General features: G+C 61.9%; 23 protein-coding genes. 14 read left to right on the top strand and 9 right to left on the bottom strand.

The genetic code is table 11. The features are described from left to right. The first annotated feature begins 390 nt into the window (after positions 1 to 390). Positions 391 to 1,779, top strand: a complete 1,389-nt coding sequence (locus HF916_RS25415; RefSeq protein WP_168791518.1) for a cytochrome ubiquinol oxidase subunit I — start codon at positions 391 to 393, stop codon at positions 1,777 to 1,779. 4 nt (positions 1,780 to 1,783) lie between these two features. Next, the gene (gene cydB, locus HF916_RS25410; protein WP_168791517.1) at positions 1,784 to 2,791 is read left to right on the top strand and encodes a cytochrome d ubiquinol oxidase subunit II; all 1,008 of its coding nucleotides are present in this window, start codon (positions 1,784 to 1,786) and stop codon (positions 2,789 to 2,791) included. Between the two features lie 63 nt (positions 2,792 to 2,854). Here cydB and HF916_RS25405 read toward each other — a convergent pair whose 3' ends face one another. Both HF916_RS25405 and HF916_RS25400 read right to left on the bottom strand, forming a co-directional pair. Next, positions 2,855 to 3,658, bottom strand: a complete 804-nt coding sequence (locus HF916_RS25405) for a family 1 encapsulin nanocompartment shell protein (RefSeq protein ID WP_168791516.1) — start codon at positions 3,656 to 3,658, stop codon at positions 2,855 to 2,857. Further along, a complete protein-coding gene (locus tag HF916_RS25400; protein ID WP_168792150.1) occupies positions 3,651 to 4,706 on the bottom strand; it encodes a Dyp-type peroxidase in 1,056 nt (351 codons plus the stop codon). Before HF916_RS25400 ends, HF916_RS25405 begins: the two co-directional genes overlap by 8 nt. A 383-nt stretch (positions 4,707 to 5,089) precedes the next feature. Between HF916_RS25400 and HF916_RS25395 the strand changes: the two genes are divergently transcribed. Further along, positions 5,090 to 5,554, top strand: a complete 465-nt coding sequence (locus tag HF916_RS25395; protein ID WP_240975493.1) for an ester cyclase — start codon at positions 5,090 to 5,092, stop codon at positions 5,552 to 5,554. Between the two features lie 15 nt (positions 5,555 to 5,569). Here the strand turns inward: HF916_RS25395 and HF916_RS25390 are convergent, their stop codons facing one another. Next, on the bottom strand, positions 5,570 to 5,719 hold the full coding sequence (locus tag HF916_RS25390) for a hypothetical protein (protein ID WP_168789130.1): 150 nt from the start codon (positions 5,717 to 5,719) through the stop codon (positions 5,570 to 5,572). 126 nt (positions 5,720 to 5,845) lie between these two features. Here HF916_RS25390 and HF916_RS25385 point away from each other — a divergent pair, with 126 nt between their 5' ends. Both HF916_RS25385 and HF916_RS25380 read left to right on the top strand, forming a co-directional pair. Beyond that, positions 5,846 to 6,715 (top strand): class I SAM-dependent methyltransferase, encoded by an 870-nt coding sequence (locus HF916_RS25385; RefSeq protein ID WP_168791515.1) that lies wholly within the window; start codon positions 5,846 to 5,848, stop codon positions 6,713 to 6,715. 303 nt (positions 6,716 to 7,018) lie between these two features. Further along, on the top strand, positions 7,019 to 8,488 hold the full coding sequence (locus HF916_RS25380; RefSeq protein WP_168791514.1) for an MEDS domain-containing protein: 1,470 nt from the start codon (positions 7,019 to 7,021) through the stop codon (positions 8,486 to 8,488). Positions 8,489 to 8,554: 66 nt separating this feature from the next. Here HF916_RS25380 and HF916_RS25375 read toward each other — a convergent pair whose 3' ends face one another. The 4 genes from HF916_RS25375 to HF916_RS25360 form a co-directional block, all read right to left on the bottom strand. Then, positions 8,555 to 10,453 carry a sensor domain-containing diguanylate cyclase gene (locus HF916_RS25375; RefSeq protein ID WP_168791513.1) on the bottom strand — a complete coding sequence of 633 codons (1,899 nt, stop codon included), beginning with the start codon at positions 10,451 to 10,453 and terminating at the stop codon, positions 8,555 to 8,557. A 97-nt stretch (positions 10,454 to 10,550) separates the two neighbouring features. Continuing rightward, on the bottom strand, positions 10,551 to 11,297 hold the full coding sequence (locus HF916_RS25370) for a hypothetical protein (protein WP_168791512.1): 747 nt from the start codon (positions 11,295 to 11,297) through the stop codon (positions 10,551 to 10,553). 6 nt (positions 11,298 to 11,303) lie between these two features. Continuing rightward, a complete protein-coding gene (locus tag HF916_RS25365; RefSeq protein WP_168791511.1) occupies positions 11,304 to 12,413 on the bottom strand; it encodes a polyamine ABC transporter substrate-binding protein in 1,110 nt (369 codons plus the stop codon). Between the two features lie 48 nt (positions 12,414 to 12,461). After that, entirely contained in the window at positions 12,462 to 13,565 is a 1,104-nt protein-coding gene (locus tag HF916_RS25360; RefSeq protein WP_168791510.1) for a P1 family peptidase, read from the bottom strand. 156 nt (positions 13,566 to 13,721) lie between these two features. On the opposite strand from HF916_RS25360, the gene HF916_RS25355 reads away from it, so the two are divergent. The 4 genes from HF916_RS25355 to HF916_RS25340 all read left to right on the top strand — a co-directional run bounded on the left by HF916_RS25355 (position 13,722) and on the right by HF916_RS25340 (position 17,398). Then, positions 13,722 to 14,525 carry a helix-turn-helix transcriptional regulator gene (locus HF916_RS25355; RefSeq protein WP_168791509.1) on the top strand — a complete coding sequence of 268 codons (804 nt, stop codon included), beginning with the start codon at positions 13,722 to 13,724 and terminating at the stop codon, positions 14,523 to 14,525. A 238-nt stretch (positions 14,526 to 14,763) separates the two neighbouring features. Then, entirely contained in the window at positions 14,764 to 15,078 is a 315-nt protein-coding gene (locus HF916_RS25350; RefSeq protein WP_168791508.1) for a DUF4148 domain-containing protein, read from the top strand. 125 nt (positions 15,079 to 15,203) lie between these two features. Further along, a complete protein-coding gene (locus tag HF916_RS25345) occupies positions 15,204 to 16,235 on the top strand; it encodes an alpha/beta hydrolase (RefSeq protein WP_168791507.1) in 1,032 nt (343 codons plus the stop codon). Between the two features lie 71 nt (positions 16,236 to 16,306). Further along, a complete protein-coding gene (locus HF916_RS25340; protein WP_168788681.1) occupies positions 16,307 to 17,398 on the top strand; it encodes an IS630 family transposase in 1,092 nt (363 codons plus the stop codon). 159 nt (positions 17,399 to 17,557) lie between these two features. Here the strand turns inward: HF916_RS25340 and HF916_RS25335 are convergent, their stop codons facing one another. Next, entirely contained in the window at positions 17,558 to 18,520 is a 963-nt protein-coding gene (locus tag HF916_RS25335) for a LysR family transcriptional regulator (RefSeq protein ID WP_168791506.1), read from the bottom strand. Between the two features lie 141 nt (positions 18,521 to 18,661). Between HF916_RS25335 and HF916_RS25330 the strand changes: the two genes are divergently transcribed. The 3 genes from HF916_RS25330 to HF916_RS25320 all read left to right on the top strand — a co-directional run bounded on the left by HF916_RS25330 (position 18,662) and on the right by HF916_RS25320 (position 22,624). Beyond that, positions 18,662 to 19,951, top strand: coding sequence for an MFS transporter (locus tag HF916_RS25330; protein WP_168791505.1), 1,290 nt, complete (start codon positions 18,662 to 18,664; stop codon positions 19,949 to 19,951). A 105-nt stretch (positions 19,952 to 20,056) separates the two neighbouring features. Continuing rightward, positions 20,057 to 21,574 carry a M81 family metallopeptidase gene (locus HF916_RS25325; protein ID WP_168791504.1) on the top strand — a complete coding sequence of 506 codons (1,518 nt, stop codon included), beginning with the start codon at positions 20,057 to 20,059 and terminating at the stop codon, positions 21,572 to 21,574. A gap of 18 nt (positions 21,575 to 21,592) precedes the next feature. Next, positions 21,593 to 22,624 carry an alpha/beta hydrolase gene (locus tag HF916_RS25320; RefSeq protein WP_168791503.1) on the top strand — a complete coding sequence of 344 codons (1,032 nt, stop codon included), beginning with the start codon at positions 21,593 to 21,595 and terminating at the stop codon, positions 22,622 to 22,624. Positions 22,625 to 22,906: 282 nt separating this feature from the next. Here HF916_RS25320 and HF916_RS25315 read toward each other — a convergent pair whose 3' ends face one another. Beyond that, entirely contained in the window at positions 22,907 to 24,445 is a 1,539-nt protein-coding gene (locus HF916_RS25315; protein WP_168791502.1) for a PLP-dependent aminotransferase family protein, read from the bottom strand. A 136-nt stretch (positions 24,446 to 24,581) separates the two neighbouring features. Between HF916_RS25315 and HF916_RS25310 the strand changes: the two genes are divergently transcribed. Both HF916_RS25310 and HF916_RS25305 read left to right on the top strand, forming a co-directional pair. Beyond that, entirely contained in the window at positions 24,582 to 25,319 is a 738-nt protein-coding gene (locus HF916_RS25310; RefSeq protein WP_168791501.1) for an NAD-dependent epimerase/dehydratase family protein, read from the top strand. Next, positions 25,316 to 25,834: a cupin domain-containing protein gene (locus HF916_RS25305; protein ID WP_168791500.1), complete on the top strand. Its 519-nt coding sequence runs from the start codon at positions 25,316 to 25,318 to the stop codon at positions 25,832 to 25,834. The genes HF916_RS25310 and HF916_RS25305 overlap by 4 nt, the downstream gene beginning before the upstream one ends. The last annotated feature ends 270 nt before the right edge of the window (positions 25,835 to 26,104 follow it).

The following is a 26,104-nucleotide window of genomic DNA, read 5'->3' as shown; positions in this document are numbered from 1 at the left end:
TCGCCGCACGATAGCGTCGGGCATGTCGGCCCATGCCCGTCATCGGAAAAACCAATATTCCCTTACTCACAATCCACTCATAGAATTCAAGGGCGGTTTTTTAGGTTCGTTATGCCAAAGAAGAAGTCGTCCGACGAAGTCGGCAGCACCGAGTCCACAGAGGGCGCCGGATCCTGAAGGCGTGGTGTGAGCAACGGGCAAGGACACGCAGCGAGCGTGTCGGCGGTGTGGCGCGTATTATCCGGAAGCGGACGTGCTGATGCCTCTCGAACTCTTCTACAAGGAAGGAGACGGGAGGCGCACGATTCGTCGGCTGAGTGATGTCTCTCAGCTTCGCGAGGTGTTCATCTTTGCGCAAGTGCCGGTACAACCTGGAGCCGCCGATCAATCATGGAAATCTTCGATGCCTTCCACCTCGCCAGGCTCCAGTTTGCGTTCACGGTTTCATTTCACATCATTTTCCCCGCGATCAGTATAGGCATGGCCAGTTTCCTCGCCGTGCTGGAGGGGCGATGGTTGCTGTCCGGCGACGTGGTCTACAAGGACATGTTTCTGTTCTGGTCGAGAATCTTCGCGGTCGGCTTCGGCATGGGCGTGGTCTCGGGCGTGGTGATGGCCTACGAGTTCGGCACCAACTGGAGTGGCTTTTCCACCATTGCCGGCAATATCACGGGGCCGCTCCTGACTTATGAAGTGTTGACGGCGTTCTTTCTCGAGGCCGGCTTCCTCGGCGTCATGTTGTTCGGCTGGCAGCGTGTGAGTCCGCGCGCGCACTTCTTCGCCACGCTGATGGTGGCGGTCGGCACGTTGATGTCCACCTTCTGGATTCTCGCGTCGAATAGCTTCATGCAAACGCCGCAGGGATTCGCCATGGAGAACGGCCGGATCGTGCCGGTCGACTGGATGAAAGTGATTTTCAACCCGTCGTTCCCGTACCGGCTCGCGCATATGACCATCGCCGCGTTCATCGTCGCGGGCTTTATCGTCGCCGCGTGCGGGGCGTGGCATCTGCTGCATGGCCGGCGCGACGGACCCATCAAGCGTAGTTTTTCGATGGCGCTGTGGATTCTGCTTTTGCTCACGCCGATCCAGATTTATGTCGGCGATGCGCACGGCCTCAACACTCGCCAATATCAGCCCGCCAAGATCGCCGCAATAGAAGGCCTGTGGGAAACCGAGAAAGGCGGCACGGCGCTCAATCTGGTCGGTCTGCCCGACATGAATGCGGAAGTGACGCGCTACACGCTGCAAATTCCGCATTTGGGCAGCCTCATTCTGACCCATAGCTGGGACGGAGAAATCCGCGGGCTCAAGGAATTTCCCGCCAAAGACCGCCCGTATTCGCCAATCATCTTCTGGACCTTCCGGATCATGGCGGGCCTCGGCATGTTGATGCTGTTGGCCGCGTTGCTAGGGCTGCTACTCAGGGTGCGAGGCCGTCTCTATGAGACTCGGTGGTATCAGATTTTCGTGCTGTGCATGGGACCGTCGGGAATCGTCGCGCTGTTGGCCGGGTGGGTGACGACGGAGGTCGGCCGCCAGCCCTGGACGGTCTATGGTGTTCTGCGCACCGAAGACTCACTCTCGCCGATCAGTGCCCAGCAAGCGGGCGTGTCGTTGCTGATCTTCGTGCTCGTGTATTTCCTGGTGTTCGGTATGGGGGTCTACTGCATGCTCAAGATGATGAAGCGCGGACCGGAGGAACAGGCCGACGCCCGCCAGTCCGTCAAGCATCCGGTGCTGCGCAATCGTCCGCTGGACGCACTGGAACGGGAGTGACGCCATGCAAATCGATCTTCCGGTTGTGTGGGCTGCGATCATCGGCCTCGGCGTTTTTATCTATGTGATGCTGGACGGCTTCGATCTCGGCATCGGTCTGCTGTTTCCGTTTTTCGAGGAGAAAGGCGATCGGCAAGTGATGCTCAATACCATCGCGCCGGTTTGGGACGGCAACGAGACGTTCCTCGTGCTCGGCGGCGCGGGACTGTATGGAGCGTTCCCGGTCGTCTATTCGACGCTGCTGCCGGCGAACTATCTGCCGCTGATCTTGATGGTCGTGGGACTGATCTTCCGCGGCGCAGCCTTTGAATTGCGCGCGAAGGCCACGCGGACCCAGCACGCGTGGGATCTCGCCTTCATTGCCGGGTCGGCGCTCGCGGGGCTCTGCCAGGGCATCGTGCTGGGGTCGCTGCTGCAAGGTATCAAGATCGTCGATAGCCGTTTTGCCGGCGATCCGTTCGACTGGCTGTCGCCGTTCAGCCTGTTCTGCGGGATCGGTGTGCTCTTCACCTATGCGACGCTTGGCTGCGGCTGGCTGATCCTGAAGACGGAAGGCGAACTGCAGCGCAAGATGCGCGAGGTGATGCGGCCGTTGCTGGCTGTGCTGCTGGGGATAATCTTCGTGGTGAGTCTCTGGACCGTGATCGGATTGCCGGCGGTCGAGCATCGCTGGTTTGGGAGCGGCTATCTCGGATGGTTCATGCCAGTGCCGATTCTCGTTCTGGCCTGTGTGTGGGGCATTTTTCGATCGCTTCGTCTGCAGCATGAAGCGATGCCGTTCCTGCTCACGCTTGCGCTGTGCTTTCTCGGATACAGCGGCTTGCTCATCAGCATCTGGCCGAACATCGTGCCGCCTTCGCTGACGATCTGGGAAGCCTCGTCGAGTCATTCGAGCCAGCTGTTTACGCTGGTCGGCACGGTGATCGTGCTGCCGATCATCCTCGTCTACAACGCCATGCAGTACCGCGTGTTCCGTGGCAAGGTGCGGGAAGGGGATGCCGGTTACCACTGACACCGACATCGCCGGTCGCGGATGAAACGGTCGTTGCGTGCCTAAGCCCGCAACGACCCGCGCTTATTCAGCGAGCGTCAACGATACCGACGCTTCGCTCGTCAACATCAGGAATGTCAGCGTCTCGCGCAGATAGAGGCGCACTACCGAGTCGGTGTGGCTGAGATAGCCGATCGACAGATCTTCACCGAGGTGCAATTCGAAGTCGCCGCCTCGCGTAGAGAGCACGCTGCCGCCGGTCAGCGCGGGTGCCCAGATGATGTCGCCGTTCACGATCCGCTTGATATGCTCGATCACCGGATAGCCTTGGTCGCGCGCCTCGCTGAGCGCCGTGTAGGCATCGGCGCCGAGCAGCACGGAATAAGGACCGTCCACACCGGCCAGCCGCAACTCTTCGAGCGCGTTGCCGATCGCGTGCGGATAATCGCCGATGTCGGCGGGCAACGCGAGCGGCGCATTCGACGAGCCTTCGCGAATCCCACCGATTCCCGCTGCCTGGTATCCGTCGAAGATCGCGCGATCTTCGGCATAGGCGAGCTCTTTCGCTGCGTCTTTTGCGGGCTGCCAGTCGGCGTCGTTCGCGCCGCGCAACACGCTGTCGATCGCATCGCGCTGCAACTCGAACGGCACGGTGAACTCGACCAGACGCTTGACCTCCGCGAGCTTGGCCACGACGCCTTGTTGAGGCGCGGTAATCGCGGTCTGATGCCCCGTGCCGACGCCGGACAACTCTGTTCCGCCCGGACCCTTGACGTCGACCACGCGACGGCCGGCTACGCTGCGTTTGAAAGTGCGCGCCACTTCGTTTTCGATCTGCGACCAGGCGGCACTGGAGATGGGGGCGAGCTCGCGATGCAGGTTATTCATGTTGGGAGATTCCCTTGAGAGAGCCAATATTCAGCGAGCCGTCGTGGCGCGGCTCGGCGGGCGAAGACGGTTCGGGCTGTGTTTCGATGGCGGCCGTGACGCTCGGCGGATCGCGGTCCGCGAGCGACTCGAGCAAGGTGGCCGACGGCACGAAGAAGAGGCCGCCCGTGACGGCGCGGCTGTAGTCGAGCAGCCGGTCGTAGTTGCCCGGCGGCCGCCCGATGAACATGTTCTCCAGCATCTGCTCGATCGGCGCGGGCGAACACGCGTAGCCGATAAAGTAGGTGCCGAACTCGCCCGCGCCGAGGCGGCCGAATGGCATGTTGTCGCGCAAGATCTTCACTTCCTTGCCGTTCTCGGTGAGCGTGGTCAGCGAACTGTGCGACGACGACGGTTTGACCGCTGCGTCGAGCTCGACGTCGGACAATTTCTTGCGACCGATAATGCGCTCCTGAGTCTCGACGGAAAGCGCATTCCAACCGTCCATGTCGTGCAGGTACTTCTGCACCAGAACATAGCTGCCGCCCTCGAACCCGGGGTCTTCGGTGATGAGTGTGTACTCGTCGGCGGCGCGGCCTGTCGGGTTCTCGGTGCCGTCGACGAAGCCCACCATGTCGCGCATATCGAAGTAGCGAAACCCGTGAACTTCATCGACCACGGTGACCGCGTCGCCGAGCGCGCCGAGCAACTGCGTGGCGAGCTCGAAACAGAGATCCATATGATCCGCGCGGATGTGCAGCAGGAAGTCCCCCGGCGTGCCCAACGCGCGACGTTCGCCTTCGCCGATGTCCCGGAACGGATGCAGCAGAGCGGGCCGGGGCGCGCCGAACAGCCTGTCCCATGCGTGGGAGCCGAAGGAGCAGACGCACGACAGGTTGCCGGACGGCACACGCGTGCCGACCGCGCGCACGAGGGCGGCAATGTCGCCGCACCATTCGCGTACCTTGGCCTCCTGATCGCGATCGTTCGCGATGGTGGCGACAATAAAGATCGCGCTGCGGGAGACGTCATTACAAATTGCTTGCGGTTCCGGGATTTCGTTGGGCATCGGCTTGAGTGTTGAGAGACCGTTACGGATTCCGACAGCAGTAGAACCCATGTCGTTCCGCCTACGCATTTCACTTGCCGGAGGCGGGCGCGAGTTTTGTTTGAATGATTGAAGCAGGTTAGCTGTTGCGGCCACCTCGGGCATGCATACCGCCTTGCCTTGTCGTGGGGAGGGCGCAACACGCGTGACATGGTTGACGTCCATCACGCCCACAGATGTTATACCGAGCAGGTATTTTGTGGGAACTGGGCGCCGGCTTCGAGACGCGTTCTGGCGCGCCGGATGGGCAAAAAGACAGCGGCATTCGTTCGCATTGCAAATAGATGGCGGGCTGACGATGAAGGCCTGAAGCCGCCCGAGATGATTCGGTCTAACATGTTGACTTGCACCTTCAGGAGCAACAGATCATGACCTCAGGTACCGACGAAGTGGTGGCTCGAGAAGCGGTTGAAGGCTTCTATCGAGCGTTCGAGCAGAAAAGCGTCGAGTTATTGGCAAAGGTTGTCACCGCTGACTGGCAGTACATTCCGGAGCCTCGCGGCACCACCCACGGACCTGGTCAAATGGTTCAGGTGTTCCATGACATAGCGACCGCGCTGCCGGACATGAAAGTCGAAATTCTCGATTTGCTGGTGCATGGCGACCGGATAGGGGTTCGCGCGGAGATCAGCGGAACGCAAACCGGGACGCTGCTCGGCATCGACGCGAGTTCGAAGCATGTGAAATTCGCGATCCATTCTTTCCATCAGATGCGTGGAAATCTGATCGAGATAACCTGGCATCTCGAGGACTGGCTCTCGCTGTTTCGACAGCTTGGACAGTTGCCAAAAATGCTCGACCGTCCTTGAAGCGGAAGGAACGCCTCAATGCTGATAATGCATTGCCGCGGCGATCAGAAGACGAAACGGCAGCGCGAGCAGCACCGCCCCGGCGACGCCGAGCAGCCACAGTCCAACGAACCATAAGAGGCCTTTGCTGAACGTCGTCTTGCGATCAGGGCTTGTCTGTGACACGCTGTCCCCCGTCATCGGCTCGTCTACTCACTTGTCCATCATAGCCTGTTGCGGGCGGCAGGATCGCGGCAGGTGACTCTGTGCGATCGCGACCAGGGGCCGAGAACGAACCAGCTGGATCGAGTCATGAACGAGAAGCGAGATGTAGCACCTGACAGCACCGCTGCGCGCGTCGCCTTGTGGCGCGCGCTGCATGTCGCGGCCGACCCGCCGCCGCATGTGCTGGAAGACGAGATCGGCCTCAAGCTGCTGGCTCCGGGCGAGGACTGGCGTGGCCGCGGAGACATGGACCCGCAGTTCACGCGTCCCTTTCGCGCCTCGATCGTGGCTCGGGCGCGCTTCATCGAAGACCTGGTCGTGGAACAGGCCGGGCGAGGGCTGAGTCAGTACGTCATCCTCGGCGCGGGGCTCGACAGCTTCGCCCAGCGCAGGCCGGAGATCGCGGCCCGCCTCAAGGTGTTCGAGATCGACCCGCCAGGTCCTCAGGCATGGAAGCGTCAGCGCCTGATCGAACTCGGCTTCGGCGTGCCAGACTGGCTGCGCTTCGTGCCGGTCGATTTCGAAGCGGGCCGGAGCTGGCGGGACGAGTTGATGGCTGCCGGCTTCGATGACAGCAAGCCGGCGATCGTGGTCTCCACGGGCGTCAGTATGTATCTCACCCGCGACGCGAACTTGGCCACGCTGCGCCAGATCGCGGCCCTCGCGCCAGGGTCGACGCTCGCCATGACCTTCCTGCTCCCGCTGCAACTGGCGGACCCCGAGGTACGTCCGGGGCTCGAAATGGCGGAGAAGAGCGCGCGAGCAAGCGGGACACCTTTTCTCAGCTTCTTCACCCCGCCGGAGATGCTGGCGCTGGCCCATGACGCCGGCTTTGGCGAGGCGCGGCATGTCTCGGCGGCCGATCTGACCCAGCGCTACTTCGCGGGCAGGACTGACGGTCTGCGTCCGCCGAACAATGCGGAGGAACTGCTCGTGGCGAGCACCTGGCCGCCGTGAGCGCATTGACCCATTTTCAAGTCGTATACCAAACGCGATTGACGCACATGTGACCAAACGCTCATTCGCGTCAAAAAACATGCCTGGGGAAAATATCTATTCTTTCAAAACGGGCTGTCGCGTACTTTCAAATCCTGCTGAATCCCAAATATCGAGCACCAACGCGGCGGATCCGCTTCCTGTCCTTCAGCAGGGGCGCCGGATCGACGCGGGAGGTGCCGTGACATTTATATTCGAGCGCGCGGGACATCGTTAAACCCTGGCGCGACTGTGGTTCTTGACCCACGCACTTTCAGGGAAACGATGACCACCGGAACGCGTAAAAGCGGTTTTCCAGCGCTTGGCGCCCTCTCTTGGGGCTCACATCTGTGTCACTTCTACGAATCGCGTAGCGAATTGCTCAGCGTCACCGCGGACTTCCTGCATGCCGGACTCGCCAATCGCGAAGCGGCCGTGTGGGTTGCGCCCGCGTTGCTGGGACCCGACAAAGCCCGCTATATGCTCACGCGAAGCGCGCCCGCACTCGCTGAATATATCGACGCAGGCCAATTGCAGATTCTCGACGGCGGGCAGATCTACGCCTCGCCTAAAACGGGCTTCAACGGCGGCGCCACCGTGGGCCTGTGGTCGAAGGCGATCAACGACGCGCTGGGGCGAGGCTTCGAAGGACTGCGCGTGGCCGGCGACGCCGTCTGCAACGAAACCACCGACTGGGCTGCGCTGCTCGACTATGAAGCCTCGCTGAAGGAGAAGCTCGCGGCGCGGCCGATCATCGGTTTGTGCACGTACTGCGTGCAAAAGCTTCGCACGGCGCAGGCGCGGGAAATCGAGCGCTTGCACGATGCGAAGATCGAGCCGCCGCGCGTCGAGACTTCCGGGCATTCGCGCGCGCAGGCTAGTGGGCAGAGCGTGCAACGTTCGGAGAGCGTCGTCACCATTGCCGAGCGTAGCGATGAAACGAACCAAGCCTCGATCGGCGCAACGATAGGCCACGAAATCCGCAATGCCATCACGCCGCTCGGCCTGCTCGCGCGTTTGTTGAACACCCAGTACAGCCATGACGAACAGTTGACGCGGTACGCGCTTCTACTCTCACGGCAGGCAAGCGTGCTCGGTCAGTTGGCCCAGCAATTGATGGCGCCGGACGATGCGGAGTTCGTCGGTTCGCTTGAACCGGCGCTGGGCGCGTTGGCATGTGCGTCGCGCGAGAGAACGGTCGCGCATCCCGCGCCGGTCGATGTCGGCGATCTGCTCGCGCATTGTGTTCAGGTAGCAGAAGCGGGCGCGCCAGATCACGCGCCGATTCAACTGACGGCAAGCGACGCGCCGTTGCCGGTGCAAGGCGACTTCGGCAAGCTGACCCAGGTGTTCGTCAATCTGCTGGTCAATGCGCTCAAATATTCGGCGGCTGCGGATGCGATCAAGGTAACGGCGTCCCGCGCCGGGCGTTACTGCTATATCAGCGTGAGCGACGAAGGGATCGGCATCGCGCCGGGCGAGCTTGCGACCATCTTCAAGCCCTACGCGCGGGGGCTTGCGGGCCGCGCATTGGGCACCAGGGGTCATGGACTCGGGTTGGCGGTGGTGCGCGATATCGTCGCGAGCCATGGTGGCACCGTCGAAGCGTTTTCCGAGGGACTGGGCCGCGGCTCGGATTTCGTGGTGCGCCTGCCGCTGGCGAAGATGGTCACGCCAATCACGACGATCGAGCCCGAAGTACACGAGCGCGAAGCGGTTTGCGCCGCACCGGTCACGCAAGGCATTGCCGCATAGCGAGCCACGCTATCTCGACGCCGAATGAATGGCCGCCTGATTCGCACGCGATAGCTGGACGCGTCGTCAGGCCACGCACGTGCGGTTGCGGCCGAGCCGCTTTGCCGAATACAGCGCCATGTCGGCGGCAGCGACCACGCTGCTGCCATCGCCGCACTTTTCACTACGCTGCGCGCAGACGCCCAGGCTGATCGTGACGACGCCCGAGACGCTCGGCGGATGAGGAAGCCGCAGTTTCTCCACGTCCTCGCGGATCTGCTCGGCGACGGCGAGTGCCCGATCCGGTTCGGCGTGCGCCAGGATCAAGGCGAATTCCTCGCCGCCATAGCGCGCGACCAGGTCGGTGTACTTTGCAGAAGAAGACGCTATCGAGCGGGCGATGGTGCGCAGGCATTCATCGCCTGTCTGATGCCCGAAGTGATCGTTGTAGCTCTTGTAGTTGTCGACGTCGATCATGACGACAGCCAGATAGGTCTGTGCATGCGAACCCTGCTGGCAGCGCTGCTTGAGTTCGCGATCGAAGTAGCGGCGATTGGATAGTCCCGTGAGACTGTCGCGGAACGCGAGGCCTTCCAGTTCGCGGCGCTCATCGGCGTGGCGCTGTTCGATGGCTTTTTGTTCCGTCACGTCACGCGCGATGGCGGTGAGGCCGTTCAATGTTCCGGACAACGGATCGATCACGGAACGCACGTGAGTTTCTATCCAGCGCAGACCGCCGTCGCGCGGAAAACGGCTGATCTGCGAGGCGTCGCCTCGGCCGGCCGCGACCTGCTCGATCATCGCCGCCAAGCTGTTGCGATCGGCGGCATCGACCAACTCCGCGTAGTGCATGCCGATTAGTTGTTCAGGCGCGCGACCCCATGCCTCGAACGCACGCGGCGAGACGTAAGTCAGCTTGCCGTCGAGTTGCATGCTCATCACCACATCCGTGGCGTTTTCAGCCAGCGTCCGGAAACGCTTTTCGCCGTCACGCACGAGACCGATCATGCGATTGCGTTGCATCTGGATCGCGCTGATCGGCAACGCCACGCCGAGTGCGGCCACAAAAAACAACTGCAAGGCGAAAACGCGATGCTGCATGCTCTCGAACGGATAAGCCCAGAGCGGCCCCGAACCGTGTGCGGTGAACCAGAGCGCGATCGCGAGACAAAGAAGCAAGCCGAGCAGAACACCCGCAATCTCGGCCTGAAAAGCGAGCAGCACGATGGGCGGAAGTACCCAGTACAACAAGGGAGCGCTTAGCTGCAAACCGAAGATGCCACTCGTCACGACGCCCACCAACGCGACCAGCGCGAAGGTCCTGAAGCGATTGCCGCTACGCAGAACCCGGGCAAGCTCACCGCTCCAGAACACCATTGCGACCGGCGTGATGATGATGAGGCTCAAACCATCCGAGATGAACCAGGGCGCCAATGTGGGCAAAAGAAAATGGCCGATTTTGCCCTCGAGCAAAAGCGTGGCCCACAAGCCTGACGCGATCGACGCAAGCAGCACGCCGCCGAACAGAAATTTGACGAGCGGTCTGGGACGGATAAACTCGGCCACGGTCGTCACGCGCGGAGCAAATGCGAATGCGATGACGACCTGAAGCATATCCGCCGACATGAACGAGACAGACGTGTGCAGGCTGCGTCCTATCAGCAGACTGGCGGTGAAGTCGCCTAACGCGCCGCCGCAGAACACCCAGCGCCGCTGTTCCCGCCGGGCGACGATCATCTGAGCGAGCAGCACCGCGTTGCTCAGCCACATCGGCGCAACCTGCCCGGTCATGGCCCGCAGGCCTCGGCTTGCGAGGAACGCCAGTGCGGTCACCACCAGCGCGGCGAACAAGGCCGTGCCTTTATGCCAATACGTCGGCGAGGACAGCGGTTCGACGATGCGCGCTTGAGGCAGTGAGGTCTGTGCGATGGACACATCGGTTACGGCGTTTTCGGGCGTCCGTGTTCCGGTTCGCGGGCGTGTCATAACCATTCTCGTTGTGCGACGACTGTCGCCCAATCTTGAGGCTGTTGCCTGCACGAGGCAAGGCTCAACCGCGACAACCCGCTGTAAACCCTGACGATCATTCAACCCGACGCCAACGACCAGTTTCCGGGCACACCATGGCCGGTTCGCCATTCACGCACACTTGCTCTTCATCCGCGTGCAAAGAAATTGAAGAGGCAATGTCGAAGGCAACTTTAAGTGCGTGCGCTACATGCACATCTTCGATAGGAAGCTCCCACGTCAGGAATATTTGCGTGCAATCCTGATCCCGCGCGAAGTCGGCCGCATTAAACCCGCTGCTGCCGCGCCGAATCACCCCATGAGGCTGGCCGGTGTCGAATATCAAGGCCGTGCCGCGAGTCAGAGGAATGCGATGGCCCGTACCGGGAAAATGCACATCCAGCCCCTTGTCTTCGCTGAGGAACAGATTGCAAAAGGCCGCACCGCCATATTGCGCACCGTCATGGTGATACCTCGCGCCGCGGCAGGCCATGAGCGCAATGTCGCTGACGGCAAGCACGTCTGGCAGTCCGAGCGCGCCCGTCCACTCGGACATTGCCCGCACGCAGCGCGTGTAGTCCGGCCAGCGCACCTGCGTTCGCGCCAACGGCATGACCTCGACGTCACCGGGTTCGAGGACCATGCGCGACGACGTCTCCCTGTCCCAATCCGCAAGCACACGAGCGGGGGGCACAGGCACGTCGAGCGTGCCTGACAGCACGATGTCACTCACGCTTCGACTGCGAATGGCATCGCCACTCCAGAAATAGGAAGTCAGTACGTCTCGCATCGATGCTGTTGATGAGGGGCTCATCCACAGCATTGTAAATTACCGCCCCGCTTTGAGCTGCGTCCACAGCCTGTTTTGAAGGCGGAGGATTTCGGCCGGCAAAGGCAATGACAGGGTGAGCGATTTCATCTTCTCACCGCGAGGATAGACCGCTTCATTGTCGAGGATCGCCGGCTTCACATAAGCACGCGCAGCGGCATTGGCGTTCGGATAGTAAACCTGATTGGTGATCGCCGCGCTGACCTTCGGTTGAAGAATGTAATTGATCCATTGCATCGCGGCTTCAGGATGAGGCGCATCTTTTGGAACGCCCATCAGATCGAACCACAGCACGCCATCGCCTTTGGGAATGACGTATCGAATCTCATAGGCGCGATGTGCCTCCTCTGCACGCCGCTTTGCAATCCCGACGTCGCCCGACCATGCTAGCGCGATGCAGACATCGTTATTGGCGAGGTCGTTGATGTAGCCGGAAGAATTGAACTGGGTGATGTACGGGCGGATCGTTTTGAACAGCTTGTACACGGCCTGATAGTCCGCTGGGTTTGTGCTATTGGGATCCTTGTGCAGGTAGATCAAGCCGACCGAGAAAGCGTCCTCAGGAGAGTCGAGCACGGATACGCCGCAGGTTTTCAGCTTGGACAAGTATTGCGGATCGAATAGCATGTCCCAGCTATCGTAGGGTGCGTCGTTGCCCAATATTTGCGTGACCTTCGTGACGTTGTAGCCGATGCCGTCCGTTCCCCATGACCAGGGCACCGTGTATTGATTGCCGGGATCGGCGGATGCCAGCATCTTCATGAGCACGGGATCGAGATTGGCCAGGTTTGGAATCTTGCTCTTGTCGAGTTTCCGATAGACGCCCGCTTCAATCTGCTTGCCGGCATAAGCGGACGACGGCACCACCACGTCATAGCCGGATGAACCGCTCAGCAACTTTGCCTGCAAGGTGTCGTCGCCGTCATACACGTCGTATCGCGTATGAATGCCGGTTTCCTTTTCGAACCCCGACACGGTGTCCTCGGCGATATTGTCCGACCAGTTGTAGACATTTAGTTCTTCGGCTTTGGCAGGGTGAGTGGTCGCCGCCAGGATGCCCGATGCTGCGAGGATTCCAGTGACTACGCTAATGAGATGGCGGGATGTCATAGTGGTCTTCCGGTTTGAATGAGGTAGCGCATACAAGGAGAAGAAGCGTCAATTGGTGAACGGACGCCAGCCAACCTGCTCCAGTGCTTTCAGCAGTCGGGCCGCGCTCAGCGCGGGGACATGCACGTGCTGTCCGTTCGTATCTTCAGCAGCGACAAGCGCGTTGAGAATCGCTTCTTCGACGGCTTCCGCGGCCGCGACGAATAGCGGAGAAATAAAATCGTGAGTGACGCTGCGCACGCTGATCACGGGTTCGATCGCTTTGCCGTAATCCGCCGGAGGTATGCCGCGATTGCCGACCGAGAACGCGATGAAGATGTCGCCGCTGGAATATTCGGTGCCGCCGCCCACGCGGGCCAATCCAATGCTTGCGCGTCGTGCAACCTGCTCGCACTGATGTGGAAGAAGCGGCGCGTCGGTCGCGAGCGTCACCACGATCGATCCCATTCCAGGGACGCCCGTCTGACGCTTGTCGAATGGCGAGGGCAGGTGGCGCAGCACGTCGCCGACCGGATAGCCGGCCACGCGCAGCGCATCGCGCCGGCCGTAGTTGGCCTGGACCAGTGCGCCGACGGTCCAGCCGCCGTCCTGCGGCATGAGGCGGCGCGAGGCAGTGCCGATGCCGCCTTTGAACTCGTGGCAAATCATGCCGGTGCCGCCGCCAACCGACCCTTGCTCGACAGGTCCGCTGCGGGCCGCGGCCCGCGCCTCGTGAACATGCGCCGCGGTGACGTGTTGCCCCCAGATATCGTTCAGCACCCCGTCGAAGGTTTCCAGCACCACCGGCATGCACCAGTACTGGCTATCGCCGAGCGTTGCGCGTTCTGCGGCAACCAGCGCATCGCGAACCACGCCGACGCTGTGCGTGTTGGTGTACGCGATGGGCGTGGTCAGTAAGCCGGACTCGCGTATCCACTCCAGGCCGGTGGCATCGCCGTTTCCGTTAAGCACGTGAACGCCGGCATAACATGGATCGAACCGTGCGATGCCAGGGCGCGGCTCGATGATCGTCACGCCGGTCCGCACCGGGACTTCTGCCCGATTTTCGACCAGGGTACGATGACCGACTCTGACGCCTTGCACGTCGGTGATGCTGTTGAATGGACCTGGTGTGCCGTGGCCGACTCGAACACCGATGTCTCTGATACCCATACTTTTCTCCTGTGTTGCCCGCTGCGGGCAAGCCTTGCCGTTGCCTATGCGCCGGGGTACTGAGATGGTAGGGTCGGCGGAAACGGGTGAAAATCAGGCCGAAGGGCTAGAACGATGGAGCGACCTACCCTTTTAGGGGTAGTGGGGGAAACTGACATGCCGCTTGAGGTATCGGACGTTGCATTTCATCAGCGGCTCGGACGCCTGGTCGAAAAACTCGACGACAAACAGTTCTGGCATGCGCTGATCGACCTGTTGCGCAAAGTGGTCCACTTCGACAACTGGGTGGCGATGATCTTTTGGCCCAACGGAAAACCTCAGTTGATCGCGGAGACACAAACCCGCACACCGCACGACGACCTGTTCAAGGGCTATCTGAACAGCGTCTATTTGCTGGACCCTTTCTATCAATTCAGCCTCGGCGCGATCAGTCCAGGCGTGTATTGTCTGGATGAAGTCGCGCCCGATCATTTCCGGGAGACCGAATACTTTCGCCGCTATTTTTCGGTGAACGTGCTCGAAGACGAGGTGCAGTTGCTGGCGCCGCTGCCTTCGGGAGGAACGCTGTCGGTGTCGATGGGCAGTGAACGGCGCTTCAGCTCGGCCGAAGTCGGCACCCTCTGTCTTTACGGCGCATGGTTACTTCCGCTGATGTGCCATGTGCTCTCCGCGCAGACCGCTATGCTGCCGCCGCCGGCGAGTTCGGCGGCGGGAAGCGACCGTCGCCTTCACTTCGAACAGGCATTGCGCAAGCGATCCAATGCGTCGCTGACCCGTCGCGAGATCGAAGTCGCGCTGATGATTCTCGCCGGTCACTCGACCAAGAACATGGCGAGACAGCTAGGCGTGTCACCCGCCACGGCCAAGGTTCACCGGCGCAATCTCTACAGGAAACTGAACATTTCCTCCCAGGCAACACTCTTTCTGCTCATCATGGACGAGGAGTCAGAGGCAAGCTGAACCGGCCCGGTCCGGATCGGCAATCTCAGGAAGGCGAGCGCCTTTGCGTCGCCCCCGTTCTTTGTATCGCAATGTATCTGCACCGTAGCAGGGTACATAACGTATCACCAACGAGTATTGCCGACATAAGTCAGATACGTCCACGGGGTCTAATGCTTCCAAGCCAGCCGAACTGGCCTTGCTAACCAGAAACGCAAACGGGCGTTTGCGTGGAAGACATTTTCTCGAGGTGAAGGTCATGAAAGTCATTCAATCGCTTATCGTCGCCGCTGCTGTTGCTCTCCCCGCGTTATCGTTCGCTCAATCGAACCAGCCGCTCACTCGGGCGCAGGTCCGCGCGGAACTCGTGCAGTTGGAGAAGGCCGGTTACAACCCTGCGGGCGATGAAACGCATTACCCCAGGAATATCGAAGCCGCCGAGGCCCGCGTGAGTGCGCAGAACGGCCTGGCGTCGTCGTCATACGGCCCGGCGACGGCCGGCAGCTCGGCATCGGGTTCGCGTGCGTCGGACTCTGAAGTGATTGGTCTCGGCGCGATCTACGCCAAGCCGTAACGCAAATCCGCTTCGAGGACGGGCGTTTCTGCCGGCCACGCCTCGCGATGTTTTGATCCAACCATTCGGTGTGTCCCGCGGGCGCACTGTTCAATTCAGCGCTGTCGCACACAGGAGAATTAGCCATGTCTGACCAGATCAACACCCGGCGGCGTCGTTTGCTCGGGACGACGGTTGCGGGCCTCAGCCTGATGGAACTGGGACTGAGCGGGCTTGCCAATGCGCAATCCAATAACACGAAGGCGGGATCGAGCGTCGCCTCGTTCGACAACCTCAAGCAGATCAACGCGGGCACGCTCAGCATCGGGTACGCCGAAGCGGGTCCGCAGAACGGACCGGTCGCGATCCTGCTGCACGGCTGGCCGTACGATATCCATGCCTTTGCTGAAGTCACGCCGTTGCTCGCAGCAGCGGGCTATCGGGTCATCGTGCCGTATCTGCGCGGCTATGGCACGACGCGGTTCCTGTCCGCCGATACGCCGCGCAACGGGCAGCAGGCCGTCGTGGCGGTCGACATCGTCGCGTTGATGGATGCATTGAAGATCGACAAGGCGATTTTGGGCGGCTTCGACTGGGGTGCGCGTACGGCAAATATCATTGCCGCGTTGTGGCCGGAACGATGCAAGGCGATGGTCTCAGTGAGTGGTTATCTGATCGGCAGCCAGGAAGCGAACCGCGCGCCGTTGCCGCCGAAAGCGGAACTAGCGTGGTGGTATCAGTTCTACTTCGCCACCGAGCGCGGCACGGCGGGTTATGACGCAAATCGTCACGACTTCAACAAGCTGATCTGGCGCACGGCATCGCCGAAATGGAATTTCGACGATGCAACGTACGAGCGCTCGGCGCAATCGTTCAACAACCCGGATCATGTCGCGGTGGTGATTCACAACTATCGCTGGCGTCTGGGGCTGGCGAAGGGCGAGGCGCAGTACGACGATCTGGAGAAGCGCCTGGCCACGGCACCGACGATTTCCGTACCGACCATCACGATGGAAGGCGATGCGAACGGCGCGCCGCATCCCGACCCGGCGGCGTACGCGAAGAAGTTCACCGGCAAGTACGCGCACCGGAATATCGGCGGCGGGATCGGACATAACCTGCCGCAGGAAGCGCCGAAAGCATTTGCAGATGCCGTGATCGACGTCGCACGTTTCTAGTGTGCCGTTCTGTTGTTAACTAATCTATGTTCACGTAGCATGCTGGTATCAATGGAACGGGAGATGCCAGCATGCCCATGGGACGACCGAAGGCCGAACTGGTGTTGAGTGAAGATGAGCACTCGCAACTGACTTCGATAGCGCGTTCGCGCTCGATTTCGGCGGCGCTGGTGACGCGTGCGCGCATCGTGCTGGCTGCTGCTGTCGGGGAACCCAACAGCGCCATTGCCCAGCGTCTTCAGCTCACGCGTGCCACGGTGGGCAAGTGGCGTCTCCGGTTCCTGGAGCATCGCATCAACGGGCTGTATGACGAAGTACGTCCCGGCAAGCCGCGCACGATTGACGATGAGCGGCTGGCGCAGCTGATTCACAAGACCCTGCACACCAAGCCAGCGGATGGCTCCACGCACTGGAGCGTGCGCACGATCGCCGCCGAAACGGCTATCTCGCCCACGAGTGTGCACCGGTACTTCAAGCTGCTGGGCCTGCAACCGCATCGCAGCGAAAGCTTCAAGCTCTCGACCGATCAATTCTTCATCGAGAAACTGCGCGACGTGGTTGGCCTGTACCTGAGCCCGCCCGAGAATGCATTGGTCCTGTGCGTGGACGAGAAGAGCCAGTGTCAGGCGCTCGAACGCACGCAACCCATGCTGCCGATGGGTTTCGGCTACGTCGAAGGCGTTACCCACGACTACGTTCGTCATGGCACCACCACGCTGTTCGCCGCCCTGAACGTACTCAACGGCGCAGTGCTCGCGACCTGCAAGCCGCGTCATCGGCATCAGGAGTTCCTGTCGTTTCTGCGCGAAATCGACAAGGCCGTACCGGCTGAACTCGACGTGCACTGCATCGTGGACAACTATGGCAGTCACAAGCATCCCAAAGTCAAGGCGTGGCTCGCAGCAAAGCCCCGCTGGCACATGCATTTCATTCCTACCTACAGTTCGTGGCTTAACCAGGTCGAACGCTTCTTTGCGCTGATCACCGACAAGGCCATCCGCAGGGGCTCGTTTGGCTCGGTCAAACAACTGATCAAGCGTATCGATCAGTTCGTTTCCCACTACAACGAAAACTGCAAGCCATTCATGTGGACTGCTTCCGCTGATTCCATCCTCGAAAAACTACACAGACTTTGTTCGCGAATCAGCGGAACGGAACACTAGCAGCCCGCGCGCTATAGAGCCGTGCCAGGCGGCCGATTAGGCCACGACCGTAACGAGGCCTGATCCACAAAGACGGGCCGCAGCGACACACAAAATCGCTGCGGCCCGTTTGCCTATTCCGGGGTCGATTGTTCGGCCACTTGCGCACGCCATGCGCCGTCAACCGTTCCGTCGCCCGCCTGCCTTTCGCCGTGGGCTTTCTTTCGCTTTGGACGTAGAGAACATCGGCATGCGTTCCTGAATCCACTTGAGCAGTTCGAGCGGCCCCGCTGCAAGCGGCCGGCCGCTTTTGACCAGCGCTCGGGCCTGCGCACTTTCAAACAACGGATGCGCAATCGGGACCGTGGTCAGTTCACCGCTGGCGAGCTCACGATAGGCAGCAAATTCTCCGATGAGCGTCACGAAGTTTTCCGCCGTCACGAAACGCTTCAGTGCGCTCAGCGAGTTGGTCGTCAATGTAGGGCGGATCACCACGTTCTCCGCCAACTCCAACATCGAAACGACATGGCCGATGCCGAACGTAGAGGGCATCAGCGCGAGCGGGTAGGCACGCAGATCATCGACACCCGCCGGCCCTTTCCGTTTGACGAGCGGGTGGTCTTTCCTCAGGAGCAACACCACAGGCTGGTGCGAACTGGCTCGATATTCGATACGCGGATGGGGCGGCGGATTGTAAGCCAGCCCGATATGCGCCCGGCTTTCCGCCACGTCGTCCAGCAGCGCGTCCACGGCCTGCGTCGTCATGCTGATGTCCAGGTGCGGATAGCGCGTGCAAAACGGCGCCAGCACGTCGTCGACGAGCGTGTCGACGAAACCTTCGCTGATGGACAACTGGATGCGTCCCTTCTGAAGCCCGCGCAACGCGTGCAACTGGTCCTCGAGCTTTTCCTGCTGCGATCGGTAGCCCTGCCAGAACTCGAGCAGATGCGCCGCGGCCTCCGTCGGCCTAACGCCGCGCGCCTGGCGTTCGAACAGGACAGTGCCCAATTCGTCTTCGAGAAGCTTGATCTGCCGCGTGATGACCGACGGCGACGTATTGATGTGGTCGGCGGCGCCGCGGATGGTGCCGTGGGTCAGCACTTCGTGGAAATACCGAAGACGCTGCTGGTTGATTTCTCGCATTCGATCGCTCCAGCGCGGGATGAGCGTTGTTCAATGAGCAACGATATGTGAACTTAGTTGCTCTTGCTAGTGGGGTTTTGCCCTGCCACCATCAACTTAACCCGCACGACGGGCCCACGGACGCAAAACCGGGAGACACGCATGTCAGCAATCCATCCATCGGCCGCCGGCGATCCTGCCTCAGCGCTGTACAGCAAGCTCAACTGGCGGCTCCTGCCGTTTCTCCTGACCTGCTACATGTTCGCGTATCTGGACCGCGTCAATGTCGGCTTCGCCAAGTTGCAGATGCAGACCGACCTGGGTTTTTCGGACGCTGCATACGGCGTGGGCGCGGGCATCTTCTTTATCGGCTACGTCCTGTTCGAACTGCCGAGCAATCTCATGCTGCCGAGAGTCGGCGCGCGGCGCACGTTCAGCCGCATTCTCGTGCTGTGGGGCATCACGTCGGCCTGCATGCTATTCGTACGCAGCGTGCCGGCCTTTTATGCCATGCGATTTCTGCTCGGCGTGTTCGAGGCGGGCTTCGCGCCGGGCATGATCTATTACCTGTCGTGCTGGTATGGACCCGCGCGGATGGCCCGCGCCATCGCGCTCGTGTTCGTCGCCGGACCGCTCGGCGGGATTGTCGGCGGCCCGTTGTCCGCATGGCTCATGACGAGTCTTTCCGGTGTCGGCGGCCTGGCCGGCTGGCAGTGGATGTTTCTCGTGGAAGGCCTGCCGTGCATCGTGCTCGGCCTCGTGACGCTGCGCGTATTGTCCGACCGGCCCGATCAGGCGCGCTGGCTGAACGACGACGAGAAGTTACTGCTCGGACGCGAAACCGCGCCGACCGAGCATCGTGCGGACTCGTTCAAGGCCGTGCTGAAGAGCCCGAGAGTCTATGTGCTCGCGTTCGCTTACTTCAGCATCATCTTTCCCATCTATGCGATCAGCTTCTGGTTGCCGACGCTGCTGAAAGAGCAGGGCGTGAGCGACACGATCCGCCTCGGCTGGTACAGCGCGATTCCCTATGTCGCAGCCGCCGTCTGCATGTACCTCGCGGGCCGCAGCTCGGACCGGGTCGGCGAGCGCCGCTACCACTGCGCGATTCCGGCGCTCGGCGCGGCGGTCTGCCTGGTCGCGGCCATCTTCGCCGACGGGAATGTGATGCTCACACTCGTGGCGTTGACTATGGGAACAGCTTGTCTCTGGATGGCCTATACGGTCTTTTGGGCTATTCCGTCCCAGCTTGTCGAGGGAACGGCGGCGGCGGGTGGCATTGCGCTCATCAATACCGTGGGACTCTCAGGCGGCTTCTGGGGTCCTGCTGTGGTCGGCTGGGCCAAGGCATCGACGGGCAGCATGCATACCGGTCTCTTCGTCATGGCTGGCGCCGCCGCGTTGGCCGCCATTCTGATATTGACGGGCAAGCTGACGCTCAAGCAGGACTGACGGCGGCTGAGTCCATTTTCCGAAGTCTTTGTCGAAATCTAAAAGATAGGTATCCCTATCATCTCGCCGATGTATCGCGAGGTCGTTTGAGAAAAGGTGAAACACATGAAAATCCTGATCGCCGGTTTCCAGCATGAAACCAATACTTTCGCGCCCACCAAGGCGTCTTATTCGAGCTTCGTTCAGGGCGAGGGCTTTCCGCCCATGGTCCGCGGCGACGACGTGTTCGGGCTTCGCGACGTCAATGTGCCGATTGGCGGCTTCATCAAGGTCATGGAAGCGAACGGGCATGAACTGAAGCCGGTGATCTGGGCGGGCGCCAGCGCATCGGCACACGTCACGACGGATGCGTTCGAGCGGATCGGCGGCGAGATTCTCGCCGCTGTCGAGGCGGGCGGCTTCGACGCGATCTATCTCGACCTGCACGGTGCGATGGTGACCGAGCAACACGACGACGGCGAAGGCGAACTGCTCGAACGCGTGTGCCGGATCGTCGGCGTCCACATGCCGGTGGTCGTGTCGCTGGATCTGCATGCCAACGTGACCGCTCGCATGTTCGAACACGCGAGCGTGCTCGTGGCGTATCGAACCTATCCTCATGTGGACATGGCTGAAACCGGCGAGCGCGCTGCACGGCTTCTCGAAGATCTGATGCGCGAAGGGCGCCCGTTGCATCGGGCGGTGCGTCGAGTGCCCTTCCTGATTCCCGTGAACGGCATGTGCACGCTGGTCGAGCCTGCACGTGGGATGTACCGGTTGCTGGAGGATCTCGAGGAGCGGCCCGTGGTGACCGTGTCGTTTGCGCCGGGCTTTCCCGCAGCCGATTTTCCCGAGTGCGGCCCGACGATCTGGGCCTATGCATTCGACAAAGCGGCGGCAGAACACGCAGCGGACGCGCTGTTCGCGAAGATCGCCGGCGATGAAGCGCGCTGGGATGTGCCGTTCCTGACACCCGACGAAGCAGCGCTCGAAGCAATCCGCGTGAGCAGCACGGCGGCCAAGCCGGTCATCATCGCGGACACGCAGGACAACCCGGGCGTCGGCGGCGATTCGAACACCATGGGGATGGTGCGCGCGCTGTTGCGCAATGGCGCCACCGATGCGGCGGTGGGCGTGATCTGGGATGCGGAGGCTGCGGCAGCGGCGCATCGCGCGGGAGTGGGCGCGCGCATTTCACTCGCGCTGGGCGGACGTTCCGGTGTGCGGGGCGATGCGCCGCTGGAAGGTGTGTTCGAAGTCGAGCACCTGTCGGACGGACGTTTCCGTTTCGATGGCCCGATGCTCAACGGCATGCAAGGCGAGTTGGGGCCGGTCGCCTGTTTGCGGATCGAAGGCGTCAGGATTGCGGTGAGCTCGGTCAAGATGCAGGTGTTCGATCGCAACCTGTTCCGCGTGGCCGGCATCGAACCCGAGCAGATGAAGATTCTCGTCAACAAGAGTTCGGTGCATTTTCGCGCGGATTTCGAGGCTATCGCCGAGGCGATCCTCGTGGCGAAAGCGCCGGGGCCGATGGCTGCCGATCCCGTCGACCTTCCGTGGACCCGTCTGGATCCGGCCATCCGCTTGCGGCCGTTGGGGCCGTCTTTCAGTGAGAGCGATCCGGCACGGCTCGCTAGCGCTTAATCTTTTAGAGGAATCGCCATGTCTGACCAGATCAATATGCGGCGGCGTCGTTTGCTCGGGACGACGGTTGCGGGCCTCAGCCTGATGGAACTGGGACTGAGCGGGCTTGCCAATGCGCAGTCCAATAGCACGAAGGCGGGATCGAGCGTCGCCTCGTTCGACAACCTCAAGCAGATCAACGCGGGCACGCTCAGCATCGGCTACGCCGAAGCGGGACCGCAGAACGGACCGGTCGTGATCCTGCTGCACGGCTGGCCATACGATATCCACGCGTTCGCCGAAGTCACGCCGTTGCTCGCAGCAGCCGGCTATCGGGTCATCGTGCCGTATCTGCGCGGTTATGGCACGACGCGGTTCCTGTCCGCCGATACGCCGCGCAACGGGCAGCAGGCTGTTGTGGCGGTCGACATCGTCGCGTTGATGGATGCGTTGAAGATCGACAAGGCGATTTTGGGCGGCTTCGACTGGGGTGCGCGTACGGCAAATATCATTGCCGCGTTGTGGCCGGAACGATGCAAGGCGATGGTGTCGGTAAGTGGTTATCTGATCGGCAGCCAGGAAGCGAACCGCGCGCCGCTGCCGCCGAAAGCGGAACTAGCGTGGTGGTATCAGTTCTACTTCGCCACCGAGCGCGGCACGGCGGGTTATGACGCAAATCGTCACGACTTCAACAAGCTGATCTGGCGCACGGCATCGCCGAAATGGAATTTCGACGATGCAACGTACGAGCGCTCGGCACAATCGTTCAACAACCCGGATCATGTCGCGGTGGTGATTCACAACTATCGCTGGCGTCTGGGGCTGGCGAAGGGCGAGGCGCAGTACGACGATCTGGAAAAACGTCTGGCCACGGCGCCGACGATTGCCGTGCCGACCATCACGATGGAAGGCGATGCGAACGGCGCGCCGCATCCCGACCCGGCGGCGTACGCGAAGAAGTTCACGGGCAAGTACGCGCACCGGAACATCGGCGGGGGTGTCGGACATAACCTGCCGCAGGAAGCGCCGAAAGCATTTGCCGATGCTGTGATCGACGCCGCACGTTTCTAACCGGACCGCGTGCAAACGCGTGATCGCGGACAAAGCGTCGGCTAGTCGCGTTGCGATGCCGCCCGTTTTGCCCCCGCGAGCCTTACCGCTTCGCCGGTCATCGTCACCGTCATCGTCATCGCGATTGTCGCCGCTGGATGATTCGGCGCGCAACAGGCTGTTCGATCGTCTGCTCGATGAAGCGAGCTGGCAAGGTCAGAATTCGCAGGCAAAACGTCGCGAACGGTCTGCGGGCTGAGCCATGCAGTTAGCGTCACTTGGGCCCGCGACTGTCGCGCAGGCTCATCGCGAACGGCGCGTCAACGCTCGAGCAAGAGCGATCACCCCGGACTCTATTTCCTCGACACCGATCGACGCAAAACCGAGCACGAGCCCCGGCGGCGCGGCACGGTCGATCGCGTATAGCGACAGCGCACGCGTCTCGATACCTTCGCGTGCCGCTCGCTGCGCGGCATCGGTGTCGTCGGCGTCTTGCGGCAGAAAGGCGGGCGCGTCGAGCCCCGCCACGATCGGCGCAAGCGCAAGCAAGCCCGCGAGATGCCGCTCGACCGCCGACGTCAGCGCCTCGGCTCGCTCGCCATAGAGCATGCGCATGCGCCGTATGTGCCGGCCGAAATGGCCGTCGGCGATGAAGTCGTGCAGCACTGATTGCTGATCGGTTGGAACATGCCGTGCCGTCGACGATAGCGCGGCCACGAACGGCTCGACTAACCGGTCGGGCAAGATCGCGTACGCGGTCCTCAACGCGGGAAACAGCAGCTTGCTGAAGGTGCCGCAGTAGATCACGTGTCCGTGATCGTCGAGGCTCTTCATCGCGGCGAGCGGGTGACCCTCGAAGCGGTACTCGCTGTCGTAGTCGTCCTCGATGATGACGGCGCCTCGGTCGCGCGCCCATTCGAGCAGCGACAGGCGCCGTTCGAGCGCGAGCGGCGGACCCAGCGGCGCCTGGCGGCCGGCGGTGACATAGGCCAGACGCGCTGCTGCGGCGTGCTGACGGGCCCATGACACATCGACGCCGGCTGTGTCGACTGGCACGCCGATCACTCGCGCGCCCGCCGCTTCGAGCACGAAACGAGCGCCGGGATAGCCGGGATCTTCCATCCAAGCAGTGTCGCCGGGATCGAGCAGGAGACGCGCGGTCAGATCGATCGCCTGCTGAACGCTGCCCAACACGACGACGTTGTCCGCCGAACATCGAATGCCGCGCGACGGGCCGACATAAGCGGCGATTACTTCACGCAGCGGCCGATATCCTTGCGCCTCGCCATCGCCGAGCAGATCCCGCTGCGCGCGACGCACCCGGTTTGCCGCAAGCCGCGCCCACAATTCGAAGGGAAAGGCGTCGAGATCGGGTTGGCTGGCGCGAAACGCGCGCGCCGGATGTGTGCGGCCGCTGAGCTGAAACGCGCTCCGCGCGAGCAAGCGGCCACGCGTCGACAACTCGACACCAGGCGGTTGCGTGCCGTTGTCGCCGTCGCGATTGCGCTCGCGGGCAAGCGGCCGGCCATCGCGCTTTCTGGGCGACGTCCGATGCTCGCCGCTGTCGATGCGTCGATCCGGCAGTTCGGTCGCAACGAAACTGCCTCGCCCCACGGTGCCCGATAGATACCCTTCCGCCTCAAGTTGCGCGAAAACGCCCAGCACCGTTCCGCGCGACAGTCGAAACCGCGCTGCGAGATCGCGTGTGGAAGGCAGGCGCGCGCCCGGCGGCAACGTCCCCGTCAAGATCGCCTTGCGCAACTCGTCGTAGAGCCAGCGCTGAAGCGGCACGCCTTCCGGCCTGGGCGCTAGCGCAAGTTCAATCTGTTCGGCTCGCCGCACTGTCGTCCTCGTCTAATTGGCTCAATTAATTTCCGAATAATGGACCTTTTTGGTGACCATTCACAGCCGTATGCTGGGCTCATCGGAAACGCGGCATGTCGCCGACCTTCGGGTAATGACTCATGGGAGAAAGGAAATGGCACACAAGGTGTTCGTCGCCGGAGTAACGGGCGCCATCGGCAGCGCGCTTGCGCCGCTGTTGATCGACGCGGGCTACACGGTGTTCGGCAGCACGCGGCGCGCGGACCGTGCGAGAGAGCTTGAGGACGCGGGCGTCGTGCCGGTCGTCGTCGATGTATTCGATGCGGCTGCGCTGCGTGAAGCGCTCGTGCGCATCGCGCCGGCCAGCGTGATTCATCAATTGACCGACCTGCCGCCCGGGCTCGACCCCGCTCGAATGGCGCAGGCGGTGACGGCGAATGCGCGGATACGCGACGAGGGTACGCGCAACCTGGTGGCCGCGGCGATCGCGGCGGGCAGCAGCAAGATGATCGCGCAAAGCATTGCATGGGCGTACCGGCCGGGAACGACGCCTTACGACGAAAGCTCCCCGCTCGACATCGATGCAGAGGGCCTGCGCGGCACGAGCGTGCGTGGCGTCGCCGCGCTCGAGCGGCACGTGCTGGAAGCGGCGTCGCTGAACGGCACAGTGCTTCGCTATGGACAGATCTACGGACCCGGCACAGGCGCCGACGCCCCGGCTGGTTCAAGTCCGCTGCACGTCGAAGCGGCCGCCTTTGCGGCCTTGCTTGCGCTTCAACGGGGCAGCGCGGGCGTGTACAACGTCGCGCAAGACGCAGCCGAAGTGACCAGCGCGAAGGCGCGCCGTGAGTTGGGTTGGTCGCCGCACAGCCGATCGGCAACGCGCGTATGAATCCGCTGACGCCGACCCTGCCGCGTCCCGCACGCAAGCCCGCCATGCTTGCACTGGCCACGACGCTGATGCTGGCGCTCGGTCCGTCGGCGCCACGTTCGGCAATCGACTGGTTCGCTGGCATCTGCGGTGGCGATTCGTTGATGTCCAACGCATCGACGCACATCGGCGCAGCGAGCCGGCCCGCATCGACCGTGAAGGTGCTCTCGTGCGAAGCGCTGCCCAACGTGCCGGGCAAGTCGGTGACGACGGCGATCGTCGACTTTCCGCCGCTGGGCTTTACGCCCGCGCATCGTCACCCTGGTTCAGTGACCGCGGTCGTGCTGGAAGGGACGATCCGCTCGCAACTGCAGGGTGGGCCGCCCGCCAACTACACGATTGGACAGACCTGGTTCGAGCCGCCGCGCGCGCTTCATCTGTTCGCCGAGAATCCTGATGCGGTGCACACGGCCAAATTACTCGCGACGTTTATTGCTGATACCAATTGCGGTCCACTGGTATTGCCGCCGGATTAAATTCCGCGGCGCTGCCGGTAAATGGTTGTAAATCCGCATCACATTTATTTTTTCTCCCATGCGATAGACGTTCGCATGCGCACGCATTTGACCGTCTATCGCACATCTGCTCACGCACGTCACAGCGCGATCAAGCCGCTTACTGACGGTGCTCTTTCCACGTTTTTTTCCCACGGGTCGGCGCATGCGCCGAGGCCGCGATTATTCCGCTGATCTTTCAACGATCACGGGCGCGTCATTCCTCAGCCGAAACCACGCCGTCGCCAAGGG

This window comes from Paraburkholderia aromaticivorans, assembly GCF_012689525.1.
Taxonomy (GTDB): domain Bacteria; phylum Pseudomonadota; class Gammaproteobacteria; order Burkholderiales; family Burkholderiaceae; genus Paraburkholderia; species Paraburkholderia aromaticivorans_A.
This window is presented reverse-complemented; position numbering and strand designations above follow the sequence as displayed.